At 64.6% G+C, this 18,184-nt stretch carries 15 protein-coding genes; 14 read left to right on the plus strand and 1 reads right to left on the minus strand.

Annotated elements, in window-relative coordinates:
- The first annotated feature begins 149 nt into the window (after positions 1–149).
- Positions 150–2,363 carry a response regulator gene (locus AWY79_RS07115; protein ID WP_078063660.1) on the plus strand — a complete coding sequence of 738 codons (2,214 nt, stop codon included), beginning with the start codon at positions 150–152 and terminating at the stop codon, positions 2,361–2,363.
- A 297-nt stretch (positions 2,364–2,660) separates the two neighbouring features.
- Here AWY79_RS07115 and rsgA read toward each other — a convergent pair whose 3' ends face one another.
- Positions 2,661–3,767, minus strand: a complete 1,107-nt coding sequence (rsgA, locus tag AWY79_RS07120; protein WP_066801969.1) for a ribosome small subunit-dependent GTPase A — start codon at positions 3,765–3,767, stop codon at positions 2,661–2,663.
- Positions 3,768–4,297: 530 nt separating this feature from the next.
- Between rsgA and AWY79_RS07125 the strand changes: the two genes are divergently transcribed.
- The 13 genes from AWY79_RS07125 (at position 4,298) to AWY79_RS07185 (ending at position 17,781) form a co-directional block, all read left to right on the plus strand.
- A complete protein-coding gene (locus AWY79_RS07125; protein ID WP_066801970.1) occupies positions 4,298–6,448 on the plus strand; it encodes an AsmA-like C-terminal region-containing protein in 2,151 nt (716 codons plus the stop codon).
- The gene (locus tag AWY79_RS07130; protein ID WP_148651021.1) at positions 6,445–7,932 is read left to right on the plus strand and encodes a fibronectin type III domain-containing protein; all 1,488 of its coding nucleotides are present in this window, start codon (positions 6,445–6,447) and stop codon (positions 7,930–7,932) included. Before AWY79_RS07125 ends, AWY79_RS07130 begins: the two co-directional genes overlap by 4 nt.
- On the plus strand, positions 7,929–8,780 hold the full coding sequence (locus AWY79_RS07135; RefSeq protein WP_066801973.1) for a tetratricopeptide repeat protein: 852 nt from the start codon (positions 7,929–7,931) through the stop codon (positions 8,778–8,780). The genes AWY79_RS07130 and AWY79_RS07135 overlap by 4 nt, the downstream gene beginning before the upstream one ends.
- A 111-nt stretch (positions 8,781–8,891) precedes the next feature.
- Positions 8,892–9,182 (plus strand): hypothetical protein, encoded by a 291-nt coding sequence (locus tag AWY79_RS07140; protein ID WP_133987034.1) that lies wholly within the window; start codon positions 8,892–8,894, stop codon positions 9,180–9,182.
- Between the two features lie 212 nt (positions 9,183–9,394).
- Positions 9,395–10,111 (plus strand): DUF4384 domain-containing protein, encoded by a 717-nt coding sequence (locus AWY79_RS07145; protein WP_066801977.1) that lies wholly within the window; start codon positions 9,395–9,397, stop codon positions 10,109–10,111.
- An 82-nt stretch (positions 10,112–10,193) separates the two neighbouring features.
- Complete coding sequence (locus AWY79_RS07150) at positions 10,194–10,610, plus strand: hypothetical protein (protein ID WP_066801979.1); 417 nt, start codon at positions 10,194–10,196, stop codon at positions 10,608–10,610.
- Positions 10,607–12,160, plus strand: a complete 1,554-nt coding sequence (locus tag AWY79_RS07155; protein ID WP_078063663.1) for an SUMF1/EgtB/PvdO family nonheme iron enzyme — start codon at positions 10,607–10,609, stop codon at positions 12,158–12,160. Before AWY79_RS07150 ends, AWY79_RS07155 begins: the two co-directional genes overlap by 4 nt.
- A gap of 303 nt (positions 12,161–12,463) precedes the next feature.
- On the plus strand, positions 12,464–12,946 hold the full coding sequence (locus AWY79_RS07160) for a hypothetical protein (protein WP_066801983.1): 483 nt from the start codon (positions 12,464–12,466) through the stop codon (positions 12,944–12,946).
- Between the two features lie 227 nt (positions 12,947–13,173).
- The gene (locus AWY79_RS07165) at positions 13,174–14,367 is read left to right on the plus strand and encodes an S-layer homology domain-containing protein (protein WP_066801985.1); all 1,194 of its coding nucleotides are present in this window, start codon (positions 13,174–13,176) and stop codon (positions 14,365–14,367) included.
- Positions 14,368–14,386: 19 nt separating this feature from the next.
- Positions 14,387–15,220 (plus strand): hypothetical protein, encoded by an 834-nt coding sequence (locus AWY79_RS07170; protein ID WP_066801987.1) that lies wholly within the window; start codon positions 14,387–14,389, stop codon positions 15,218–15,220.
- 87 nt (positions 15,221–15,307) lie between these two features.
- Positions 15,308–16,855 carry a SpoIID/LytB domain-containing protein gene (locus tag AWY79_RS07175; RefSeq protein WP_066801989.1) on the plus strand — a complete coding sequence of 516 codons (1,548 nt, stop codon included), beginning with the start codon at positions 15,308–15,310 and terminating at the stop codon, positions 16,853–16,855.
- Positions 16,856–16,871: 16 nt separating this feature from the next.
- Complete coding sequence (locus AWY79_RS18995; RefSeq protein ID WP_066801991.1) at positions 16,872–17,057, plus strand: hypothetical protein; 186 nt, start codon at positions 16,872–16,874, stop codon at positions 17,055–17,057.
- 7 nt (positions 17,058–17,064) lie between these two features.
- On the plus strand, positions 17,065–17,781 hold the full coding sequence (locus AWY79_RS07185) for a tetratricopeptide repeat protein (protein WP_158509868.1): 717 nt from the start codon (positions 17,065–17,067) through the stop codon (positions 17,779–17,781).
- Positions 17,782–18,184 lie beyond the last annotated feature (403 nt).

The following is an 18,184-nucleotide window of genomic DNA, read 5'->3' on the forward strand; positions in this document are numbered from 1 at the left end:
GCGGGGGCGCCTTCCCGTTGTCTCGGAGCCCATGGCAAGGTCAGTTTATAATACTTCGAAGGTGAAGGCGTGTCGTATACCGGAAGACAGTGGATGGTGCTCTCGGGTAATGGGTGAAAACGGTGCCGCATCGAGCTGCCGGGGTGGATATGAAGATCATTCGTACGGGGATGCATGGATTCTTCGGGGCCGGACCCGGGTTGTCCCTTGGGCTGTCGTTGCGTGTCCTGATTCTCGTCTGCGGCTTCCTGGCCGTCGGCGTGGGGGCTGCCCAGGCGGTGTCTCCCGATCCCGCGCTCAATCTGACCGCCGAGGAGAAGGCCTGGCTTGAGGAGAACAGGGACAGCATCCTGTATGCGCCGAATCCCAGCTGGCCTCCGGGTGACTATGTCGAGGACGGGGAGCACAAGGGCATCGTCTCGGATTACATCCGTGTTTTCGAAAAGAAACTCGATGTCCGGTTCAAGCGGGTCCATTACACCGACTGGGCTTCCCTCTACAATGGCATGATGACCGGCGAGTTCGATTTGATCGGTGCCGCCCAGAAGACGGAGGAACGATCCAAGGTCCTCGTGTTCACCGAACCTTTTCTCAAGACGCGCCTCGTGATTCTGACCCCGGTGAACGCTCCCCGGATGCAGTCCCTGGACGATCTCAATTCCATGACGCTCGCCGGCATTGAAGGGTACTCCAGCCTGGATTACGTCAAGAGGACGTATCCGGGATGCAAGATCGTCAACTGCGACGACGACCTGACCGTTCTGCTGAAGGTTTCGGCCGGAGCGGCCGATGGGGCGGTCGTCGACTATATGATGGCCAGCTATCTGATCGAAAAATACGGCATCACCAATCTCAAGTACGATGCGGAGCTCGATTATCATTGGGACCTGCGATTCGCCATCAGCAAGGCCAAGGCTCCGCTCCGGGATCTTCTCGACAAGGTCCTCGCCACCATGGACGAGAAGCAGAGGAAGGATATCTACAACAAATGGGTGACGATCAAGCTTGACCGTGTTCCCGGCTTTTTCGAGCGGAACATCAAGTACATAGTGGCCATTCTGGCGATCCTGCTCTCCCTGCTCGGCGTGGCGGTCATCTTCAACCGGTCCCTGCAAAGGCAGGTCGCCGCACGGACCAGGGACCTCGAACGGCAACGCGAGGTGGCCGATGCCGCAAGAAACGCCGCAGTGGCCGCCAGCCAGGCGAAGTCGGAATTCCTGGCCAACATGAGCCATGAGATACGCACCCCGCTCAACGGCATCGTGGGCATGCTCCGGCTGATCGAGATGAGCGACCTCGACGGCGAGCAGCAGGAGTACGTCGAGATGGCCATGCAGTCGAGTCGGCGCCTGACCCGGCTGCTTTCGGATATCCTCGACCTGTCCAAGGTGGAGGCGGGGCGGCTCAATGTCGCAAGGGATGCTTTTGACCTGCGGGAGATCATGGAAGCCATTGCCCAGCTTTTCGGACTGAGCGCCAGGGAGAAGGGGGTGAGCCTGAGCGTTCACCTCCATCCGGACATGCCTCCCCGGCTGGTCGGTGACCCCGTTCGCCTCCAGCAGGTGTTGGCCAACATCATCGGCAACGCCATCAAATTCACCGTCCAGGGGGCCGTCACGGTCGATGCCCACCTCCTCCCGGAAGGAAAGCCGGGGGTGTGCCATGTGCTGTTCACGATCACGGATACCGGCATCGGCATGGAAGAGGATGCTCTCGACGTCATCTTCGAGTCATTCACCCAGATGGATACGGGGCTCACCCGGCGTTATCAGGGGGCCGGTCTGGGGCTGGCCATCACCAAGCGGCTGGTGACCCTGATGGGCGGGGATATCGCCGTGGAGAGCGAAGTGGACGTCGGAACGACGTTCTACGTCAAGATTCCCTTCGACATCCTGGAGGAAACCGGCGGCGTCGAGGCGACGGCCACGGCTCCGGGCAAGGACGCATTCCCGGCCTCGGCCCTGCGCGTGCTTGTCGTCGAAGACGACGCGGTCAGCCGTTCCGCCGTGCGCCGGATCATCAAGGCGCTGGGCCATGAGGTGGAGGATTCGAGCGATGGCCGGGATGCGCTGGATGTTCTGAAGGAGAAGCCCTTCGACCTCATCGTCATGGACGTGCAGATGCCGGTGATGGACGGCGTGGAGGCCACCCGGCGCATTCGAGAGGGCGAGGCCGGGGAGTGCAACAAGCGCATTCCCATCTTCGCCATGACGGCGCATGCCATGGTCGGCGACAAGGAGCGGTTCATCGACGCGGGCATGGATGACTACCTGGCCAAGCCGGTCGATGTCGATTACCTGCGGTCGGCGCTGGGCAGAGTGAGGGGCGCGGACGATCGGAACGGGGTTTGTGGCCAACAATAGATATGTATTACAGCAAGTTACTGTTGCATCCCAATGGCGGGAGTTTGGCACGCCGCTGCTCCGTGTCGGCGCGGGCCGATCCCTCCGGTCCTCCGGGGAGCCTTACGCCACCTTGCTGTAGCTCCGGCGCGCTGGCCTCTCTGTCCCCGACCGTGGAGCAGGATCGTTTGGGGCTGCATCCGGTGACCACCGGCAAGCCGGGCAAGGTCTCGCGTTTCGTGCTCAACGACCCCGGCCCCATAGCCGTCCCATAGCCGGAATAGGGGCACCCGGTCTCCCGGATGCCCCCTGCTTTCCTTACCTTCTCCGGTTCAGGTCCTTGCGCATCAGAGCGAGGCCCTGCCAGCGTTCCTTTTCCGCGCGGCTCGCGCCCTTGGTCCGACGGTCGGACAGGTAGCGCAGCTCGCGTTTCATCTTGTGGTAGCTCTCCAGGCGGGCGGGGTCGAGTTCGCCCGCCTCCACGGCACGTCGGACCGCGCAGCCGGGTTCGAGGTCGTGGGAGCAGTCCGCGAACCGGCACTCGGCGGACAACTCCAGGATGTCCGCAAAGGCGCTGTCCGCGCCTTGACCGTCCTCGTGGAAGGCGATCTCGCGGATGCCGGGGTTGTCCATGAGCATCCCGCCCTGGGGCATGCGGATGAGCTCTCGCGTGGTGGTCGTGTGGCGTCCCTTGCCCACGCTCTTGCTGACCTCGCTGGTGGCCCGGATGTCGCTGCCGTGGAGCATGTTGGCCAGGGTGGACTTGCCCGCGCCGGACGAGCCGAGCATGGCCACGGTCCGCCCCGGTGCGAGATACCGGCCCAGTTCGTTCACGCCCGCGCCGTCGGGCAGGGAGGTCAGCGCCACCGGCACGCCGAAGGCGATTGACTCCGCCTCCAGCCGGAACTCCTCCGGGTCCCGGTGCAGGTCCGCCTTGGTCAGGACCACCACGGGCGACAGCCCGCAGTTGTGGACCAGGGTCATGTATCGCTCCAGCCGCCGGAGGTTGAAGTCGCGGTCCAGGCCGCAGACGATGAACACCGTGTCCAGGTTGGCGGCGATGGGCTGGGCTCGGTGCGCGGTCTTGGCCTGGGTCCCGCGCGCCCCGGCCTCGCCCCGGGAGAGGAGGTTTTTGCGGGGGATGATGGCGGTCGCGACGACGTCGTCGGCCAGCACCCAGTCCCCGGTGACGGGATAATCCCCGGTCGCGCCGTGCAGGAGCCTGCCCGCCGGGGAGCACAGCCATTCGCGGCCGCCGTCAGAGACCAGGAACAGCCCGCGCTGCACGCTGATCACCCGGGCGACGCGGCCCGGGCCGGGGTTCATGGCCGCCAGCTCGCGGTCGAAGTGGTCGTTCCAGCCCAAGGGGCGGAGGGAGGTCGGGTCAAAGGAGGCCTGTGCCGGTATTTCGATTCGTTCGGTCATTTGTCTTCACCATGGCATTGCGGCCGGTCGCCGGGACCGGTCGGGAATAAGCGTAACGGATAACCGATGCGGCCCTGTGGGCGGCATCGGGCAATTCACGATGGTGAGGGGTTGCGGAAACGAGGGGCGCACCAAAAGACGGGTTTCGCGGGGAACGCGAACCGGACCGGCCCCGGAGAGGCTGGGCGCAACCCCGGAGGGCTGCGGAGGGAAGCGGTCTAATCCTGTCGATTGCCCTTTGTTTCGGCAACTTGCGACGCAAGATCAATAAACCGGGTAAACATCAAATCTCCTGATTAATCCGTATGGCCGTCTTGTTGCCCGATGATCGCCCGGGTGTCAACGGCTCGCCCGGCGGGCAAAGCGTGGGTTCAGTTCCGCACATCCGTCCCACGCTTCGGGGCCGGTCTCGGGTATCCCGGACTTGGGGAAGTCTACCATGACTTTGCCTTGGACGTTGATTCAGTATTGTAATGCAGGAATTTATCGTGTTGTATACGGCGATTGCAACCTGTTGAATGGAGTGGGGCATGAATCGGAGGGTGGTCTTTGTCTGGGGGCCTCTGGCCACGCTGGCCGTGCTGGCCGGTGTGCTCGGGCTGTTGCGGGTCTACCTTGCGGAGGCCACGGAGCTGCTGGTGCAGGAGCTGACCGGCGCGGGCGCGCGGGTCGAGCGGATCGATATCGGCTACCTGCCGCCGTCCGTGACGCTCCACAACGTCGCCTTTGATACCGGTTCCGGCCGGTTCGAGGCCCCGCGTATCGATCTCTATCCCGATTTTTCCAGGCTCATGGAGGGCGAGGTCTCCCTGGACCGGGCCGTGCTCGATCGGCCGCTGCTCCGGACCGGCGGTCCGGACGGTTCGGAAGGTCCGGGCGGGGCGATGGACCCCGCCCTGCTGCCGCGCTCCCTGCGCATCCGCGATGCCTCGCTGGTGGTGGACCGGGACGGCGTGCCGGGGTCGCCCGTGTCCTTCTCCGCCGATGTTGAGAAGCGGGCGGTGGGGGCGGGGTTCGTGGTCAACAGCATGTCCATCCCGGAATTCGGCCTGACCTTCGGCGGCACCGTGGACGTGGACTCGGCGGACTCCCTGAAGATCGGCGTGAACGCCCGCCACGGGACGTTCAATCCCTCCCGGCTGCTCGAGTTCCTTCGCCGTTTCAATTATCTCGATGCGCCGCAGCTGGCCATGTTCGGGGGGACGCAGAAGATTGCGGCGGAAGCGTTCCGGCTCGACTTCGACGCGGGCACGGGGGCGGTCGCCTTTGCCGCCCGGTCCCTGTCCGTGGACGCCAGCGGGCTGGCCGATGTCGCGGTGGAGGCCGTTCCCGGCGGGGACTGGGCCCTGACCTGCCGGGAAGGGACCCTCGACGCCGCGCAGATGGTCGCGCTCGTCCGCGCGCACCCGGAGGGCGGGAAGCATTTCGCCGACGGGGTGCATACTCTCGGACTGAATGAACTGGCCGCGGAGGGCGCGCTGAGCCTGCGTGACGTCCGGGTGCAGAGCCGGACCGGCGCGACCGGGCCGACCGGGTCCCTTTCGTTGGCCTCCCCCTCCCTCAAGCTGTCGCTGGTCTCGTCCAGGGGGGAGAAGCAGGATGTCGTGCTCGAAAATTTCGATGGGACCGTGACCCTCAAGGACGGCAGACCGCTGGTCGGCGTGAACCGACTGGAACTGGCCTCGTCCGCCGGGGGAAGCGGTTCGCTCAAGGGGGAGCTTTCCTTCCCTTTTGCCTTGGCCGGGACTCGCTTTCAGGCCGAGGCCCGGCAGTTGGATTGGTTCGGGACGGTTCTTGACGGCACGGCGGACAAGAAGGATTCCTCCCGGACAACCTTCGACGTGATCGTGAACAGCGGTTCCGTGCAGCTGGCGGCCAAGGGGCTCGCGCGCAGGGAACTGGGCGGAAGGGGCAACTGGTCCGTGGTCTTCGACGATTTCCGGCTCGCCGCCGGGGGATCGGAAGCGGACGGCGAGGACAAGCCCTTCGACTTCGGGTTCATCCGGGACGCGTCGATGAGCGGCACCATCGTGGCCCGGCGGCTGCAGTACAACGACCTGCCGGTGATCCGCGACCTGTCGGCGAAGGTCGTCCCGGCCGAGGGCGGGCTCGTGATCAGGGGCCGGGGGCGGGTCTGCCTGATGCGGGCCGATCTGGAGATGGCCTTTGCGCCCGATGCGCTGGCCGCGAGCGTCGCGGTCACGGGAAAAGGGGTGCCGTTGCCCGGCGTGCTGGGATGTTTCGTGGACGAGCTGCCCGTGTACCTGCGGGGCCGGTTGACCGTGCAGGCCAATTTCCTGATGCAGGGAGGCAGCGGCCGAGAGCTGCGGAAGTCGCTGCGGGGGAGCGTGGTAACGCGGTTGCAGGGCATGCAGGTGCTCAAACTGTCCAACCTGGACAGACGGCTCGGCTTTTTCATGGAGATCATGAACGCGGTCAACCTGGAGCCGGACATGGGGGACACGCTCTCCTTCAGGGACGGCCTGGTATCCGCCTCCATGGGGAACGGCCGGGTAGAGCTCAAGGCGGTCCGGTTCGGCGGGGAGAGGGTGTCCGTCGACGGAAAGGGAAATTTCGATCTGGCCGACAAGCGGCTGCGTCTCGATGCAAAGGTCGGGACCCCGTTCGGCGTGAACAAAGATGTGTCCATTGATATGATATTGGCCGAGGAGAAGTCGTGATGCGCAGAGTGTACGGGGTGAGAAACGTTGTTCTGGTCGCGGTCGCCTGTCTGGCGCTTGCCGCCTGTGTCGCCGGCAAGAAGGCGAAGGGGCCGGGAGCCTATGCCCTGGAGCAGGACGTGCCGCAGGTCGTGGCCGTGCTGCCCGCCGGGGTGGAACTCGCGCGGGCGGCAACCGAAGGCGGCGAGGTGGACCCCGCCGATGCGGAGTTCGTGGGCGGGCTGACCCGCAGCGTGCTGCGCAACCAGCTGGCGGGCAAGGGATACCTGCCCAAGCTCGACAACGCCGTGGACCGCAAGCTGCACGACAATCCCGGCTGGCGGGACATGGACGCCAAGGCGCTGTGCGCCCTGCTGGACGTGCAGGGGTTGGTCTACATCGAGATCTCCGGCTGGACCATGGTCAACGCGGCCGCGGTCGAGACCTTCATGCTCAGCGCGGGCGCCCGCATGGTGAGCGCTTCCGGCCGCGAGGTCGGCAGCTGGACCGAAACCGCCGAGAAACAGAAGTTTTCCATTCCCACCAGCCTGGTCGGGCTGGTCGGGACCCTGGCCGGAGCGTTCCTGAGCGATTCGCCCCAGAAGCAGTTCCGCCATGTGGCCTACGACTGGGGATGGAAGATGGCCCAGGTCATGCCCGACTGCCTCGAAGGGCGGAGCCTGCCCGAGATCATGCTCGTGGACAGCAACGTCGACGTGGGCGTGTTCGGGGCCGGGGAGAGGGTGGCGGTCAAGGTCTTTGCCGAAAAGGACCTGGTGGCCTCCTTCGATATCGGCGACTTCCGCAAGGGCATCCCGCTCAAGATGGTCGGCGAGGGCGAATACGAGGGCTTCTATCTGGTCCGGGACGGCGACAGGACCTCCGGCCAGCCTCTGACGGTGCGCGTGGCCCGGCTCAACGGGGCCGAACGCGAATGGATCGAGGGCGAGGCCCTGATCTCCCTGGACGGCGTGCCGCCTTCGGCTCCGGAGAAGCCGGTCTACCGGGCCGAGGGCGACGGCGTACACCTGGCCTGGCAGCTGCCCGAGGGCGAGGAGGTCGCGGCCTTCGTGGTGGAGCGCAACGACAGCCCCGTGGGCGAGTTCACGCGCATTGCCCGCATCGAGGACGCCGCCTTCGTGGACAGCGAGGTGGAGCAGGGGCGCGCCTATTTCTATCGCATCCGTTCCGTGGACGGCGCTCGCAATCTTTCCGCGCCCGGCAAGCCCACCGAGGTGGTCATGCCCCGTTTCGACGAGATGACCATCGGCGGCGAACTATCCGGCACGCTCATCACCGGAAATTACCGGGTCGAGCGCGACAGCGTGGTCCCAGCGGGCCAGGTCCTGACCATCATGCGCGGCTCCCGGCTGACCTTTGCCGACGGCGCCGGTCTGACGGTTTCGGGTCGGCTCGCGGTCAAGGGCGCGAAGGACGCTCCGGTGGTCCTGGCCGGAGAACGGTGGCGTGGCGTCACCGTGGCCGGGGGGGCGGCGCGGACATGACCGGCTTGGTTCTGTCCGGCTGCGCCACGGCGGTGTCCAGCGCCGGGTTGCTGCGCATGGAAGGCGTCGATGCCAAGGGCGAGGGCGGCGACGGCGTCGTCCTGTCCGGCGGGGCGTTCGAGCTGAAGGACGTGGACCTGAGCGGCTGGGCGCGCGGCGTGTCCGTGACCGGCGGCGAGGGCGTGGTGGCCGAGTCCGCCCTGACAGGCAACGGGACCGGTGTGGCCTATTCCGGCGGGGAGCTGGTCCTGGACCACAACAACATCCACCAGAACGAACGCAACATCAATGCCAGCAGACAGCTGGCCGTGCGGGCGAACTTCCTGGGCGCGACCACGACGGACAAGGCGGGCGTGTCCGAGCAGGTCATCCTCAAGAGCGTGCTCGACGCCCCCTGGCCGGACGGCAGGGTGATCGCGCTCATGGAGGACGAGGACCTCTCGGCGGAGCAGATCACCAAGCGGTTCGAGGAGCACAAGGCGTGCGGCATAGAGCTGTTCAACCAGCGCAAGTACGGCGACGCCCTGGTGGAGCTGGCCAAGGCCGGACGGTACGGTGCGGACCGCGACGCCAGCCTGTACACGGCCTACGCCCTGATGGAGCTGGGCGAGAACGAGCGCGCCGGGAAGACCCTGGAATCGGCCATCAAATCGTTCCCCTACGACTTTCGGCTCAGGCAGGTCTACGTGCGCTACCTCCTCGGTTCGGGCAACGACGCCAAGGCCCTGGCCGTGGTGGACGAGGCCGTGCGCATGGACCCCGGCAACGAGAATCTGACGTTCCTCCGCGAGTACGTCGTCGAGGAGGCCCGCAGGATGCGGACCGAGGCGAGCGGCAGGTCGAGATAGCGCCCCACTTGGGCCGCGAGGTCCACCGTAGGTTTCGCGCGCCATTGTAACCCCACGCTTCGGGGCGTGCCTGGAGTATGGTTCAGGCAAATCTCAACGCGGGGGTTGGACATGAGGATCGTCATTCTGCTTCTGGTTTGCCTGTACCTGAGCGCCTGCGCGCCCAAGACCGCGTCCGTTGGGCCCCTTGGCGCGGCCGCCGCAAGTCCGGCCGTGACCGCCCCTTCGGCCGCTCCCGGGGCCGACGCGTCCTGCGCCGCTCCCGGCCAGACCGGAGTGGAGCTTCCCGAGGCGGAGGACAAGCCCCTGGAACAGGCCGTGAAGGGCATCGGCAAGGGCCTCTTCGCCCTCGCCCTGCTCGCCCTCTCGGTCCTGGCCTACATCCCCGGCGCTCTGTTGTGATCGGCGGGCGGGCAACTTGACGCCGTAAAGGGTTGCGTGGTTGGGTACGCAGGGTTGTGTATCGCATTGGAGTTGGACGGGGCGGGCAGACGAGCCGCTTCGCAAGGAGAGATAAGAGTATGTCGCGTTTCCGGCAAGCTGTCGTCATTTTGTTGTCTTGTTGCCTCTTTTCCCCTGTTCCGGCCTCGGCACAGGGGCCGAAGCAATATTCCATGAACTCCATGATCGTCGAGGTCGAGGCGTCGGCCTGCCTCGGCCAGGAGCGTTCCCGCGTCCAGACCGAGAAGCTGGCCATGGACGAGGCCCGGCGCACGGCGTCCGAGTATGCCGTGACGTACGTTTCGAGCGAGACGGGCGTGGAGAACGGACGGCTCGTCGAGGACCTGGTCAAGGCCTACTCCAAGGCCACGGTGCGCGTCCTGGAGGAGATGGAAAAGGGGTGGCGGCAGTCCGAGGCCTCGGGCGGGTTCGTGGACGCGTGCTACCACGTGAAGATCAAGGCCGAGGTCACCCCCGCGAAGATGGAGAATCCGTCGCCCTCGGTCCAGTCCTCCATGGCCGACCCGCGCGCGCCGCTCACCGTGGAGCTGTGGACCGACAGGGACAGCTACCGCGTGGGCGATGCCATGAAGTTCTTCTTTCGCGGCAACAAGCCGTTTTACGCCCGCGCCGTGTACGTGGACGCCGAGGGCAATCTGATCGAGGTCACGCCGTACCGCAAGGCCCGGTACTACAAGGGCGGCGTGACCTACGAGATCCCCGGCGAGGGCGACCAGTTCACCCTGATGATCACGCCCCCCCTGGGCGAGGAGCAGCTGATCCTCTACACCTCCACGCAACCCCTGGACAGCTATTCGGGCCAGGAGGCCGGGGCGTTCTACGTGGTCAGCGGCGGCGGCCGGACCTGGGCCAGACCACGCGCGGCCTGACCGTGCTCCAGGGCGTGCCGGGCGCGGGCAAGCAACCCAAGGCGGAGTTCGCCGAAACAAAAGTGGATGTGAGGGTGGAGCGATGAACCGTTTTTTCATTCTCGCGGCGGCAGCCGTTTTTTTCCTCGTGGCGGGCGTTGCTCCCTGCCGGGCGGGCGACGTGCTCATCGAGACGTACAAGGGCGAGGTCATCACCGCCAAACGGATAGTGAACCTGGGCGAATTCTACAGGTTCCGCTACAAGGGAAACCAGGTCAAATTCCCGGTGAAGCGGATGCAGAGCCTGGAGTGCATGGACGAGCGCGGCAACGGGCGCATGGTCATGACCCGCAAGGACGGCAAGTCCTTCGAGTTCACGGGCTCCAACGCCGGGATCGTGTCGGACTGGAAGCAGGGCCATTATTCCACCATCCGCTATGAATACGAGGACGAGGTGACCGAATCCGTGGCCAAGTCGTGGATCAAGAGCGACAAGGTCAGGACCATCCGCTTTCGATGACCGGGAGGAGAGCCATGCTGCGCGCGAAAACAGTTGATTGGGTTGTCCGGGCCGTCTTCCTGCTGGCCGCGCTGGCCGTGTGCCAACCGGCCCACGCTGCCAAGCGCGTGGCGCTGGTCATCGGCAACGGCGGGTATGCGAGTTCGCCGCTGAACAATCCGGTGAACGACGCCAAGGACATGGCGGACAAACTGCGCGGGCTCGGATTCGAGGTCACGCTGCTGACCGATGCGGGCCAGCGGAAGATGGAGGACGCCATTCACGCCTTTGACGCCAGGCTGGGCGGGGCGAACGTCAGGTTGTTCTACTATGCGGGCCACGGGATGCAGGTGCAGGGCGCCAACTATCTCATTCCCGTGGACGCCGAGGTGCGGGCCGAACGCGACATCAAGTACGAAGCGGTGAACGCGGGCCGGGTGCTGGACGGCATGGCCGATGCCGGGCCGGGCGTCAACATCCTCATCCTCGACGCCTGCCGCAACAATCCCTTTGCCCGGTCCTTCCGGTCCGGTTCACGCGGCCTGGCGCGCATGGACGCGCCCAGCGGGTCGATGATCGTCTACGCCACCTCCCCGGGAGACGTGGCCGCGGACGGCAGCGGGCGCAACGGTATCTTCACCAAGCACCTCCTTGCGTACGTGGATCAATCCGGCCTGACCCTGGAGCAGGTGTTCAAGCGCACCGGCAGGGACGTCATGCGCGAGACAAAGGGCGACCAGGTCCCCTGGACCGCGTCCTCCGTCTTTGACGAGGTCTATCTTTCCGGAAAAACCACCGCTGCGGGCGTCTCCATGCCGGATACGCAGCCCCAGGTGGACATGGCCCGGGTGCCGGAAGGGCAGCCCCAGGCGGTCGCGGAGCCATCAGTTGGCGATACCTGGAGCGACCCGACAACAGGTATGGAGTTCGTCTTCGTTCCCGGCGGCTGTTTTCAGATGGGCTCCAGCTCCGGTGTCGATTATGAGAAGCCGGTGCACGAGGTATGCGTAGACGGATTCTGGATGGGCAAATACGAGGTGACCCAGACCGAGTGGCAGCGGGTCATGAAGAACAATCCTGCCCACTTCAAGGGTGAACGCAATCCAGTGGAACAGGTCTCCTGGAATGATGTCCAGGATTACATCAAGCGGTTGAACGCCAAGGGCAACGGCACGTTTCGCTTGCCCACCGAGGCGGAGTGGGAATACGCGGCCCGCTCCGGCGGCCGGGACGAGAAGTACGCCGGTGGCAACAATGTGGACCATGTCGCCTGGTATAGAGATACCAGCAATGGGAAAACGCATCCTGTGGGTACCAAGGCCCCCAATGGTCTTGGTCTATACGACATGTCCGGAAACGTCTGGGAGTGGTGTCAGGACGTGTACGATCAAAATGCCTATTCTCGGCATTCTCACCAAAACCCTGTGTATTCAGGCAAAACCGGATACTATGTTGAGCGTGGCGGGGGCTGGGGCGGCATGGCTTGGGACGTTCGGGCCGCCAATCGCGCGAAGAGCGTTCCGAGTAGCAGGAACAGCTACCGGGGTTTCCGCCTTCTCAGAACAAATTAGTTTTTACCCTTTTGACATCCTTGCCTTTACCTTACAGCATTATACCTGATTCGGTACGGCGGAGATGAATGAATCATGGGATAGGGTACAAAACAAGATTGAAAAGGGCTTTCAGCCTGTAACATTTGCGTTTCCGTCCTGCTCGGTAGGTGTACGAATGTCTCGAGCGTTTTCTGGAACCTGGAACCTCCCTTTCAACCCATCCCATTAATTCGGTTTTCGGCTTGAAAGCGATGTGGATATCGGGTAGGCATTTGGGCTGAAACTCGTTTATATATTATATGCCTTACCGGTGGAGCCGCCATGTCCGAATCCGACAAACCCCGTGCCGTTGAATCGTGGGAGATAATGCTTTTGTCCCGCGACAAGGTCGGGGCCACTGAACTGCAGAAGATCTTTTCGCGCGGGCAGACCCAGATCAATCGGTACTGCATGAGCCCCCTGTGCGGGGACGCCCAGCGCAACCCCCTGGACCGCCTCCGGCTGATGTTCGAGAAGCTCGTCGAAAACGGCGAGGACGAACTCGTGCGCGCCTCCCTCAACATCCTGGCCGAGTGCATCGACTGTCGGGTCAAGCCCCTGGGCAAGCCCCGGCCGGACAAGGACACCGTGGAGGAGGAGTGCCTGGACGACTATCCCGAGCTGACCGAGCTGGACCGGCTCATCGGGCGGCGGGAGCACCCCCGCGTGGTGCAGCGCCAGGCCGAGCGGGTCAAGCAGGAGGTGGACGAGACCCTGGTCAGTTATCTGGAGTTGTGGAACCGGAAATACGGTACGCTGCGATGAAGGCCGGACCGACGGGAAAATGCGGTTTGGAAGCGTGGGTTGAGAGGGCACTCCTTTCCCTACGCTTTTCTTTTCGGCCCGCGTATACGGAAATTGAAGCACCTCCTCTTCCAAATAGCCCCGGAGTCCGGCCGCTGATCCGGTCGGGCCGGGGCGCGGGAGAAACCCGGAACGGGGTGCCGCAAAAAAACAAACAGTTTGGCCGGGCCAGATTGAAGGAGCGTGTCATGAAAAAGCATCTGTTGTTTTTCGCCGGTCTGCTGACGGTTGTCTTGCTGGCGGCCTGCGGTCCCAAGGGGGCCGCGCCCACCTCGCTGGAAGACACGCCGCCCAATCACTACCTGCGCGGCATGGAGCTGGTGGACGCGGGCAACCTGGGCGAGGCCCAGACCCGGTTCGCCAGGGCCCTGGAGCTCGATCCCAAGTACGCCCCCGGTTTCGCCGGGCAGGCGCTGTTGGCCGCCCTGAACGCCGGGGCGCTGCCCGCGGGCAAGGACCGCGAGGGCGCGACCGACGCGTTCCGCGCGCTGCTCGACAAGGGGTACGCCAAGGCCGCCACGCCCGCCGAGAAGTTCATCGTCGCCGTGACCGGCGTCCGCGCCGAGACCGCGGCCAAGGACGCCCGGTGGATTCAGGCCGTGGAGAAGTGGGACGCCAAGGGCCGCGTCATCAAGGACGTGGACGAAGGCGCGCTGCCGTACTACCGCAACGTCGAGGCCCTGCAGTTCTTCATGGGCAAGGCGTGGTTCGAGGCGGGCGACTACGCCAAGGCCAAGGCTTCCCTGGGCGCGGTCGTGGGCACGGACGTCGGCAAGTGGCACCGGCCCGCCAACGACCTCTACGCCCGCATCCAGAAGATCGAACAGGCCGCCGCCAACTACACTGTGACCGGCGTATCCTGGGCCATCGCGGCCAAGGATTCCGTCTCGCGCGCCGACGTGGCCGCGTTGATCGTCAACGAGCTGAACCTGCCCAAGCTGTTCGGCAAGCTGTCCGCAGCCGAACCCAAGGCGGACTTCGTGCCCGCCGACGTGTCCGGCCACGCCTTCCAGGTGGAGATCGTCGAGATCCTCAAGTGGAACGTGCGCGGGCTGGAGCCGACCTACAACGCCACGGCCAGGGCCGAGCTGTTCCTCCCCGGGGAGCCGGTCAGCCGCAAGGAGATGGCCCTGACCCTGGAGGATATCCTGATCAAGGTCTCCGGAGACGAATCCCTGGCGACCCGGTATTTCGGGCAGGACAACTCGCCCTACGCCGACGTGAAGCCCACCGAGGCCCACTACAATGCCGTGGTCAACGTGGTCACGCGCAACCTGATGGAAACCGACCTTTCCGGCAATTTCCGGCCCGAAGACGACCTGGACGGAGCGGAGCTGCTGCTCGCCGTGGTTCGCCTGCGCAATGCCGTCAATGCCGATTAATCAAAGAGGAGTGAGGAAGATGAAACGGATAGCTGCCATTGTTGTTTGTGTGCTGATGCTGGCCTCCACGGCCATGGCCCAGGGTGACCTTCAGTCGGTGACCGCGCCGAACATGGTTTTTGAGAACGGGTACATCCAGGTCGTGGGCGAATCCGAAGCCGGACAGTCCCGGTATCGCGCCAAGACCGCAGCCAAGGTCATCGCCCAGGCGAACCTGTTGTCGGTGGTCAAGGGCGTCACCATTGCCGGGACGACGACCGTTCAGGAAGGCATGCTCGTGGATGCCGACATCAAGACGGCTGTCGGAGGATTTCTGCAGGGTGCCATGGTGGTGGACGAACAGTTCTTCCCGGGAGAGGGGTATGCCCGTGTGGTCATGCGCCTCAATCTGCGAGGCGAGTCCTCCCTGTACAACTCCATGGCCTCGACCTTGCAGCAGCCCCCCGCGGCCTTGAAGGTCGAAAAGCTGCCCGAGTTCAAGCCCCAGGCAGCGGCGGCTCCGGCTCCGCAGCCCGTGACCTATGACGGCCTGATCATCGTCGTCGAAGGCACCGGGTTCAAGCCCGCGCTGGCCAACCGGATCATCGCCGAGAACCAGAACATCCTGTTCGAGCCCTCCAAGGTCTCCCCGCAGATGCTCATCGAGCGCGGCTGCGGCGGCTACACCACCACCGAGATAAAGGCCAAGACGCTCCTGCAGTCCTGGGGCAGCACCTCTCCGCTGGTGGTCAAGTGCGTCAAGGTCCAGAAGGGCACCGAGGCCGTGGTTTCGGTCCAGGACGCCACCGTCATCTTCGAGCAGGACCAGAAGTCCAACATACTGTCGCAGGCGAAAGTCGTCTTCGTTCTCTAGGCAAAGGCGAGGACCTCTATGTTTGAACCGGGACGGAGACTGCGAGCGCGGCCCGTCCCGGTCTTTTATTCAGGAGTGGAGTGAGCAATGAGACAGTGTAAGACCATCCCCGTCATCCTGGCCGTCCTGATGGTGGTCTGTACGTCGGTCTCCGCTCTGGGCGGCGCAAACGACGATGCCGAGCAGCTGGCCCGGTGGCAGCTCAACAACGCCGATCTGCTGGTCGACGAGGGCAAGTATCTGGAAGCGGTGGAGTACGTCGACTCCTCCTACGAGATCAGCCGCTATCCAAAGACGCGTCGCGATGCGCTGTTCTCCAAGGCCATGATCCTGGCCATCTTCCTGGACGCGCCCATGCAGGCCGTGGAGGTCTACCGCCAGCTTGCCCGCGAGTTCCCGGAAACCGCGGAGACCGCGGCCTACCAGGCGGCCTTCCTGGCCATGCAGGCGGGCAGGACGGACGAGGCCCGGCAGGGATTCCGGGACTACCTCAAGCGGTATCCCGAGGGGCGGTTCCGGTATCAGGCCGAGGCCATGCTCGAAACCCTGGGCGAACCTGCGGCGCGGCCCGAACCGGTCGCCCCGGCGGCGGAGCGCCCCGTGCTCCGCGTCCTGCTGGCCACCAAGTGCGGCAAGGTCGCCCTGTCCGGCCGGGGGGCTGATATTTGCGTCGACGGCGTGGGCTGCGGCCCCACGGCGAGGCTTCAGGCCGCGAACGGCGTGGTCCTGGTCAATGGCCGCGCCGGCGGGCTGCAGCGGCTCGACGTCCGCTCCGACAAGCCCATGGCTCTCGACATGGACGGAAAGAAGAAGGTGGTCCGGGGCGACCTCAGGATCACCGTGGTCGGCAATCGGCTTTCGGTCACCAACCTGGTGGACATCGAAGCCTACCTCCGCTCCGTGGTCCCGGCCGAGTCCTACGCCAGCTGGCCCCTGGAGACGCTCAAGGCCCAGGCCGTGGCCGCGAGGACCTATGCCTACTACCAGAAACTGCACCGCACGAGCCGTGAATACGACGTCCGCGCCGACACCTTCGACCAGATGTACGGCGGCGTGGGGCGGGAAACGGGCCGCACGGACCAGGCCGTCCGCGAGACGGCGGGCAAGGTCCTGACCTACGGGGGCAAGCCGATCCTCGCCCAGTACACGGCCAACAGCGGCGGGTACTGCGCCGATGCCGGGGCGGTGTTCAGCGCGGCCAAGCCCTATCTGGTGGCCCACTCCGACCCCGCGAGCCTCAAGGGTAAAATGGCCACCTGGACCCGCAAGTTCACCACGGCCGAGATCGTCGCTTCGCTGAAGAAGATCGGCGTCGACGCGCCGGGGCTGAAGTCCATCGAGCCGGAGGTCTCCGGGCCGTCCGGGAGGATCATCAAGGTCCGGCTGACCCACGCTGGAGGTTCCACCGTCCTGCGGACCCGGACGACCCTGGCCAGCTCCCGGGTGCTCGGCCTGCCCGAAGTGCTCATGGGCGTGGACAAGCGGGGCGACACGTATTTCTTCAACGGCAGGGGCCATGGGCACGGCGTGGGCTATTCGCAATGGGGCGCCGCGGAACTGGGCAAGGAATGGCGCTACGCGAAAATCCTCGGGTTCTACTACCCGGGGACGAGCATCGAGGATACCTGGCGATAAGAGGCATGGGAACGGGATGGGCAAATGGTTCTATACCGGCCTGGCGGCCCTGGCCCTGGCCGCCGTGTATTTCGGCGTCGTGACGCTCAGGGCCGGGAACGATGAATTGTTTTTCGGTTTTCGGGACGGCAAGTCTGCGGCCGTTGAGGCCGGGAGTACGGTCGGCGATGCGCCGGCAAAGGTCAAGAGTGATGAAAAATAGCAAGATCGTGTCGAATGTTGGGCGCCTTCCGGCGGTGCTGTGGCTTGCCGCCCTGGTGCTCTCCCTGGCCGTGACCGTTTCCTGGGCCGCGGCCGCGATTCCCGAGTTGCAGTACGGGGAGGAGGCCCAGCAGCTCCTCAACGAAGGGAAGAACGGTGAGGCCGCCGCCCTGCTCAAGGAGGGGGTGCGGGCATATCCTGGTTCGGATTGGCTGCGCAGCCTGTACGGGCGCTCGCTGTTCTCCGAGGGCCGACTGGACGAGGCCGAGGACCAGTTCCAGCAGGCGCTCGAGATCAACAAGGACAACCCAGTGGCCCGCATGCTGATCAAGGAGATCCGGCTGACCAAGGACGCCCTCAAGGACCGGGAGATGAACGAGCTGGTCAACCTCGGCATGGACAAGCTGGGGGACCTGGCCGTCATCGCCATCGGCGTCTGGTTCGGCATGCTCCTGTCCATGATGTCGGGGCGGCTGGCCAACCGCTTCGCCCGATCGAACTTCCAGAGGGCATTGAGCGGCCAGGACTGGGATGCGGTCACGGACATCCTGGAGAATCTCGTCGCCAACTGGAAGAAGCGTGAGCTGCGCACCAATATGGAGATGATGCTCGCCAAGATGCCGAAAGAGGAAGTCGAGCGGATCATTCGGGCCTATGTGGACGTGCAGAGATACGAGGACGAACTGCTCTTTTTCCTGCGAAAGATGCACGTGAAGCGGGGATAGCCTCGGCACGCCTGGGCCGGATTCGTGGCCGGGGCGGTTATCGTTCATCCTGTTCCTGTCATTGCATGCGTAGGGGGGGAGTGCCTGTTTTTGCCCTTCACTTTTAATAGTCAAGTATGTAATAGATTTTTCTTAACATATATAGAGAGCATTTTGATATTCAATAATCGTTTGGCGCTTGGGCCGAATCGATTGTCGTCGAGGAACCGGGCGGCGGTGCGCCCGAACCCGGTCCGGAATGGACCGCAACGAATACAAGGAGGAGAGGGCCCCGCCCTGGCGGGTCGGCCTGTCTTCCGGGGGATGTTCGGATTTGAAGCAAAAGGGTTGAAAACGACCGGAGGGGAGAATCCATCGCATTCCGATGATTCCCGGTTGACGTAAGGGTTCGGGCCTCGTGCCC

Source organism: Pseudodesulfovibrio indicus, assembly GCF_001563225.1.
In the GTDB taxonomy this organism is placed as follows: domain Bacteria; phylum Desulfobacterota; class Desulfovibrionia; order Desulfovibrionales; family Desulfovibrionaceae; genus Pseudodesulfovibrio; species Pseudodesulfovibrio indicus.

What these genes read in the sequence shown, in the direction of transcription:
- AWY79_RS07115 (WP_078063660.1), top strand. Translation starts at nt 150, where the DNA reads ATGAAGATCATTCGTACGGGGATGCATGGATTCTTCGGGGCCGGACCC.
- rsgA (WP_066801969.1), bottom strand. Translation starts at nt 3,767, where the DNA reads ATGACCGAACGAATCGAAATACCGGCACAGGCCTCCTTTGACCCGACC.
- AWY79_RS07125 (WP_066801970.1), top strand. Translation starts at nt 4,298, where the DNA reads ATGAATCGGAGGGTGGTCTTTGTCTGGGGGCCTCTGGCCACGCTGGCC.
- AWY79_RS07135 (WP_066801973.1), top strand. Translation starts at nt 7,929, where the DNA reads ATGACCGGCTTGGTTCTGTCCGGCTGCGCCACGGCGGTGTCCAGCGCC.
- AWY79_RS07140 (WP_133987034.1), top strand. Translation starts at nt 8,892, where the DNA reads ATGAGGATCGTCATTCTGCTTCTGGTTTGCCTGTACCTGAGCGCCTGC.
- AWY79_RS07145 (WP_066801977.1), top strand. Translation starts at nt 9,395, where the DNA reads ATGAACTCCATGATCGTCGAGGTCGAGGCGTCGGCCTGCCTCGGCCAG.
- AWY79_RS07150 (WP_066801979.1), top strand. Translation starts at nt 10,194, where the DNA reads ATGAACCGTTTTTTCATTCTCGCGGCGGCAGCCGTTTTTTTCCTCGTG.
- AWY79_RS07155 (WP_078063663.1), top strand. Translation starts at nt 10,607, where the DNA reads ATGACCGGGAGGAGAGCCATGCTGCGCGCGAAAACAGTTGATTGGGTT.
- AWY79_RS07160 (WP_066801983.1), top strand. Translation starts at nt 12,464, where the DNA reads ATGTCCGAATCCGACAAACCCCGTGCCGTTGAATCGTGGGAGATAATG.
- AWY79_RS07165 (WP_066801985.1), top strand. Translation starts at nt 13,174, where the DNA reads ATGAAAAAGCATCTGTTGTTTTTCGCCGGTCTGCTGACGGTTGTCTTG.
- AWY79_RS07170 (WP_066801987.1), top strand. Translation starts at nt 14,387, where the DNA reads ATGAAACGGATAGCTGCCATTGTTGTTTGTGTGCTGATGCTGGCCTCC.
- AWY79_RS07175 (WP_066801989.1), top strand. Translation starts at nt 15,308, where the DNA reads ATGAGACAGTGTAAGACCATCCCCGTCATCCTGGCCGTCCTGATGGTG.
- AWY79_RS18995 (WP_066801991.1), top strand. Translation starts at nt 16,872, where the DNA reads ATGGGCAAATGGTTCTATACCGGCCTGGCGGCCCTGGCCCTGGCCGCC.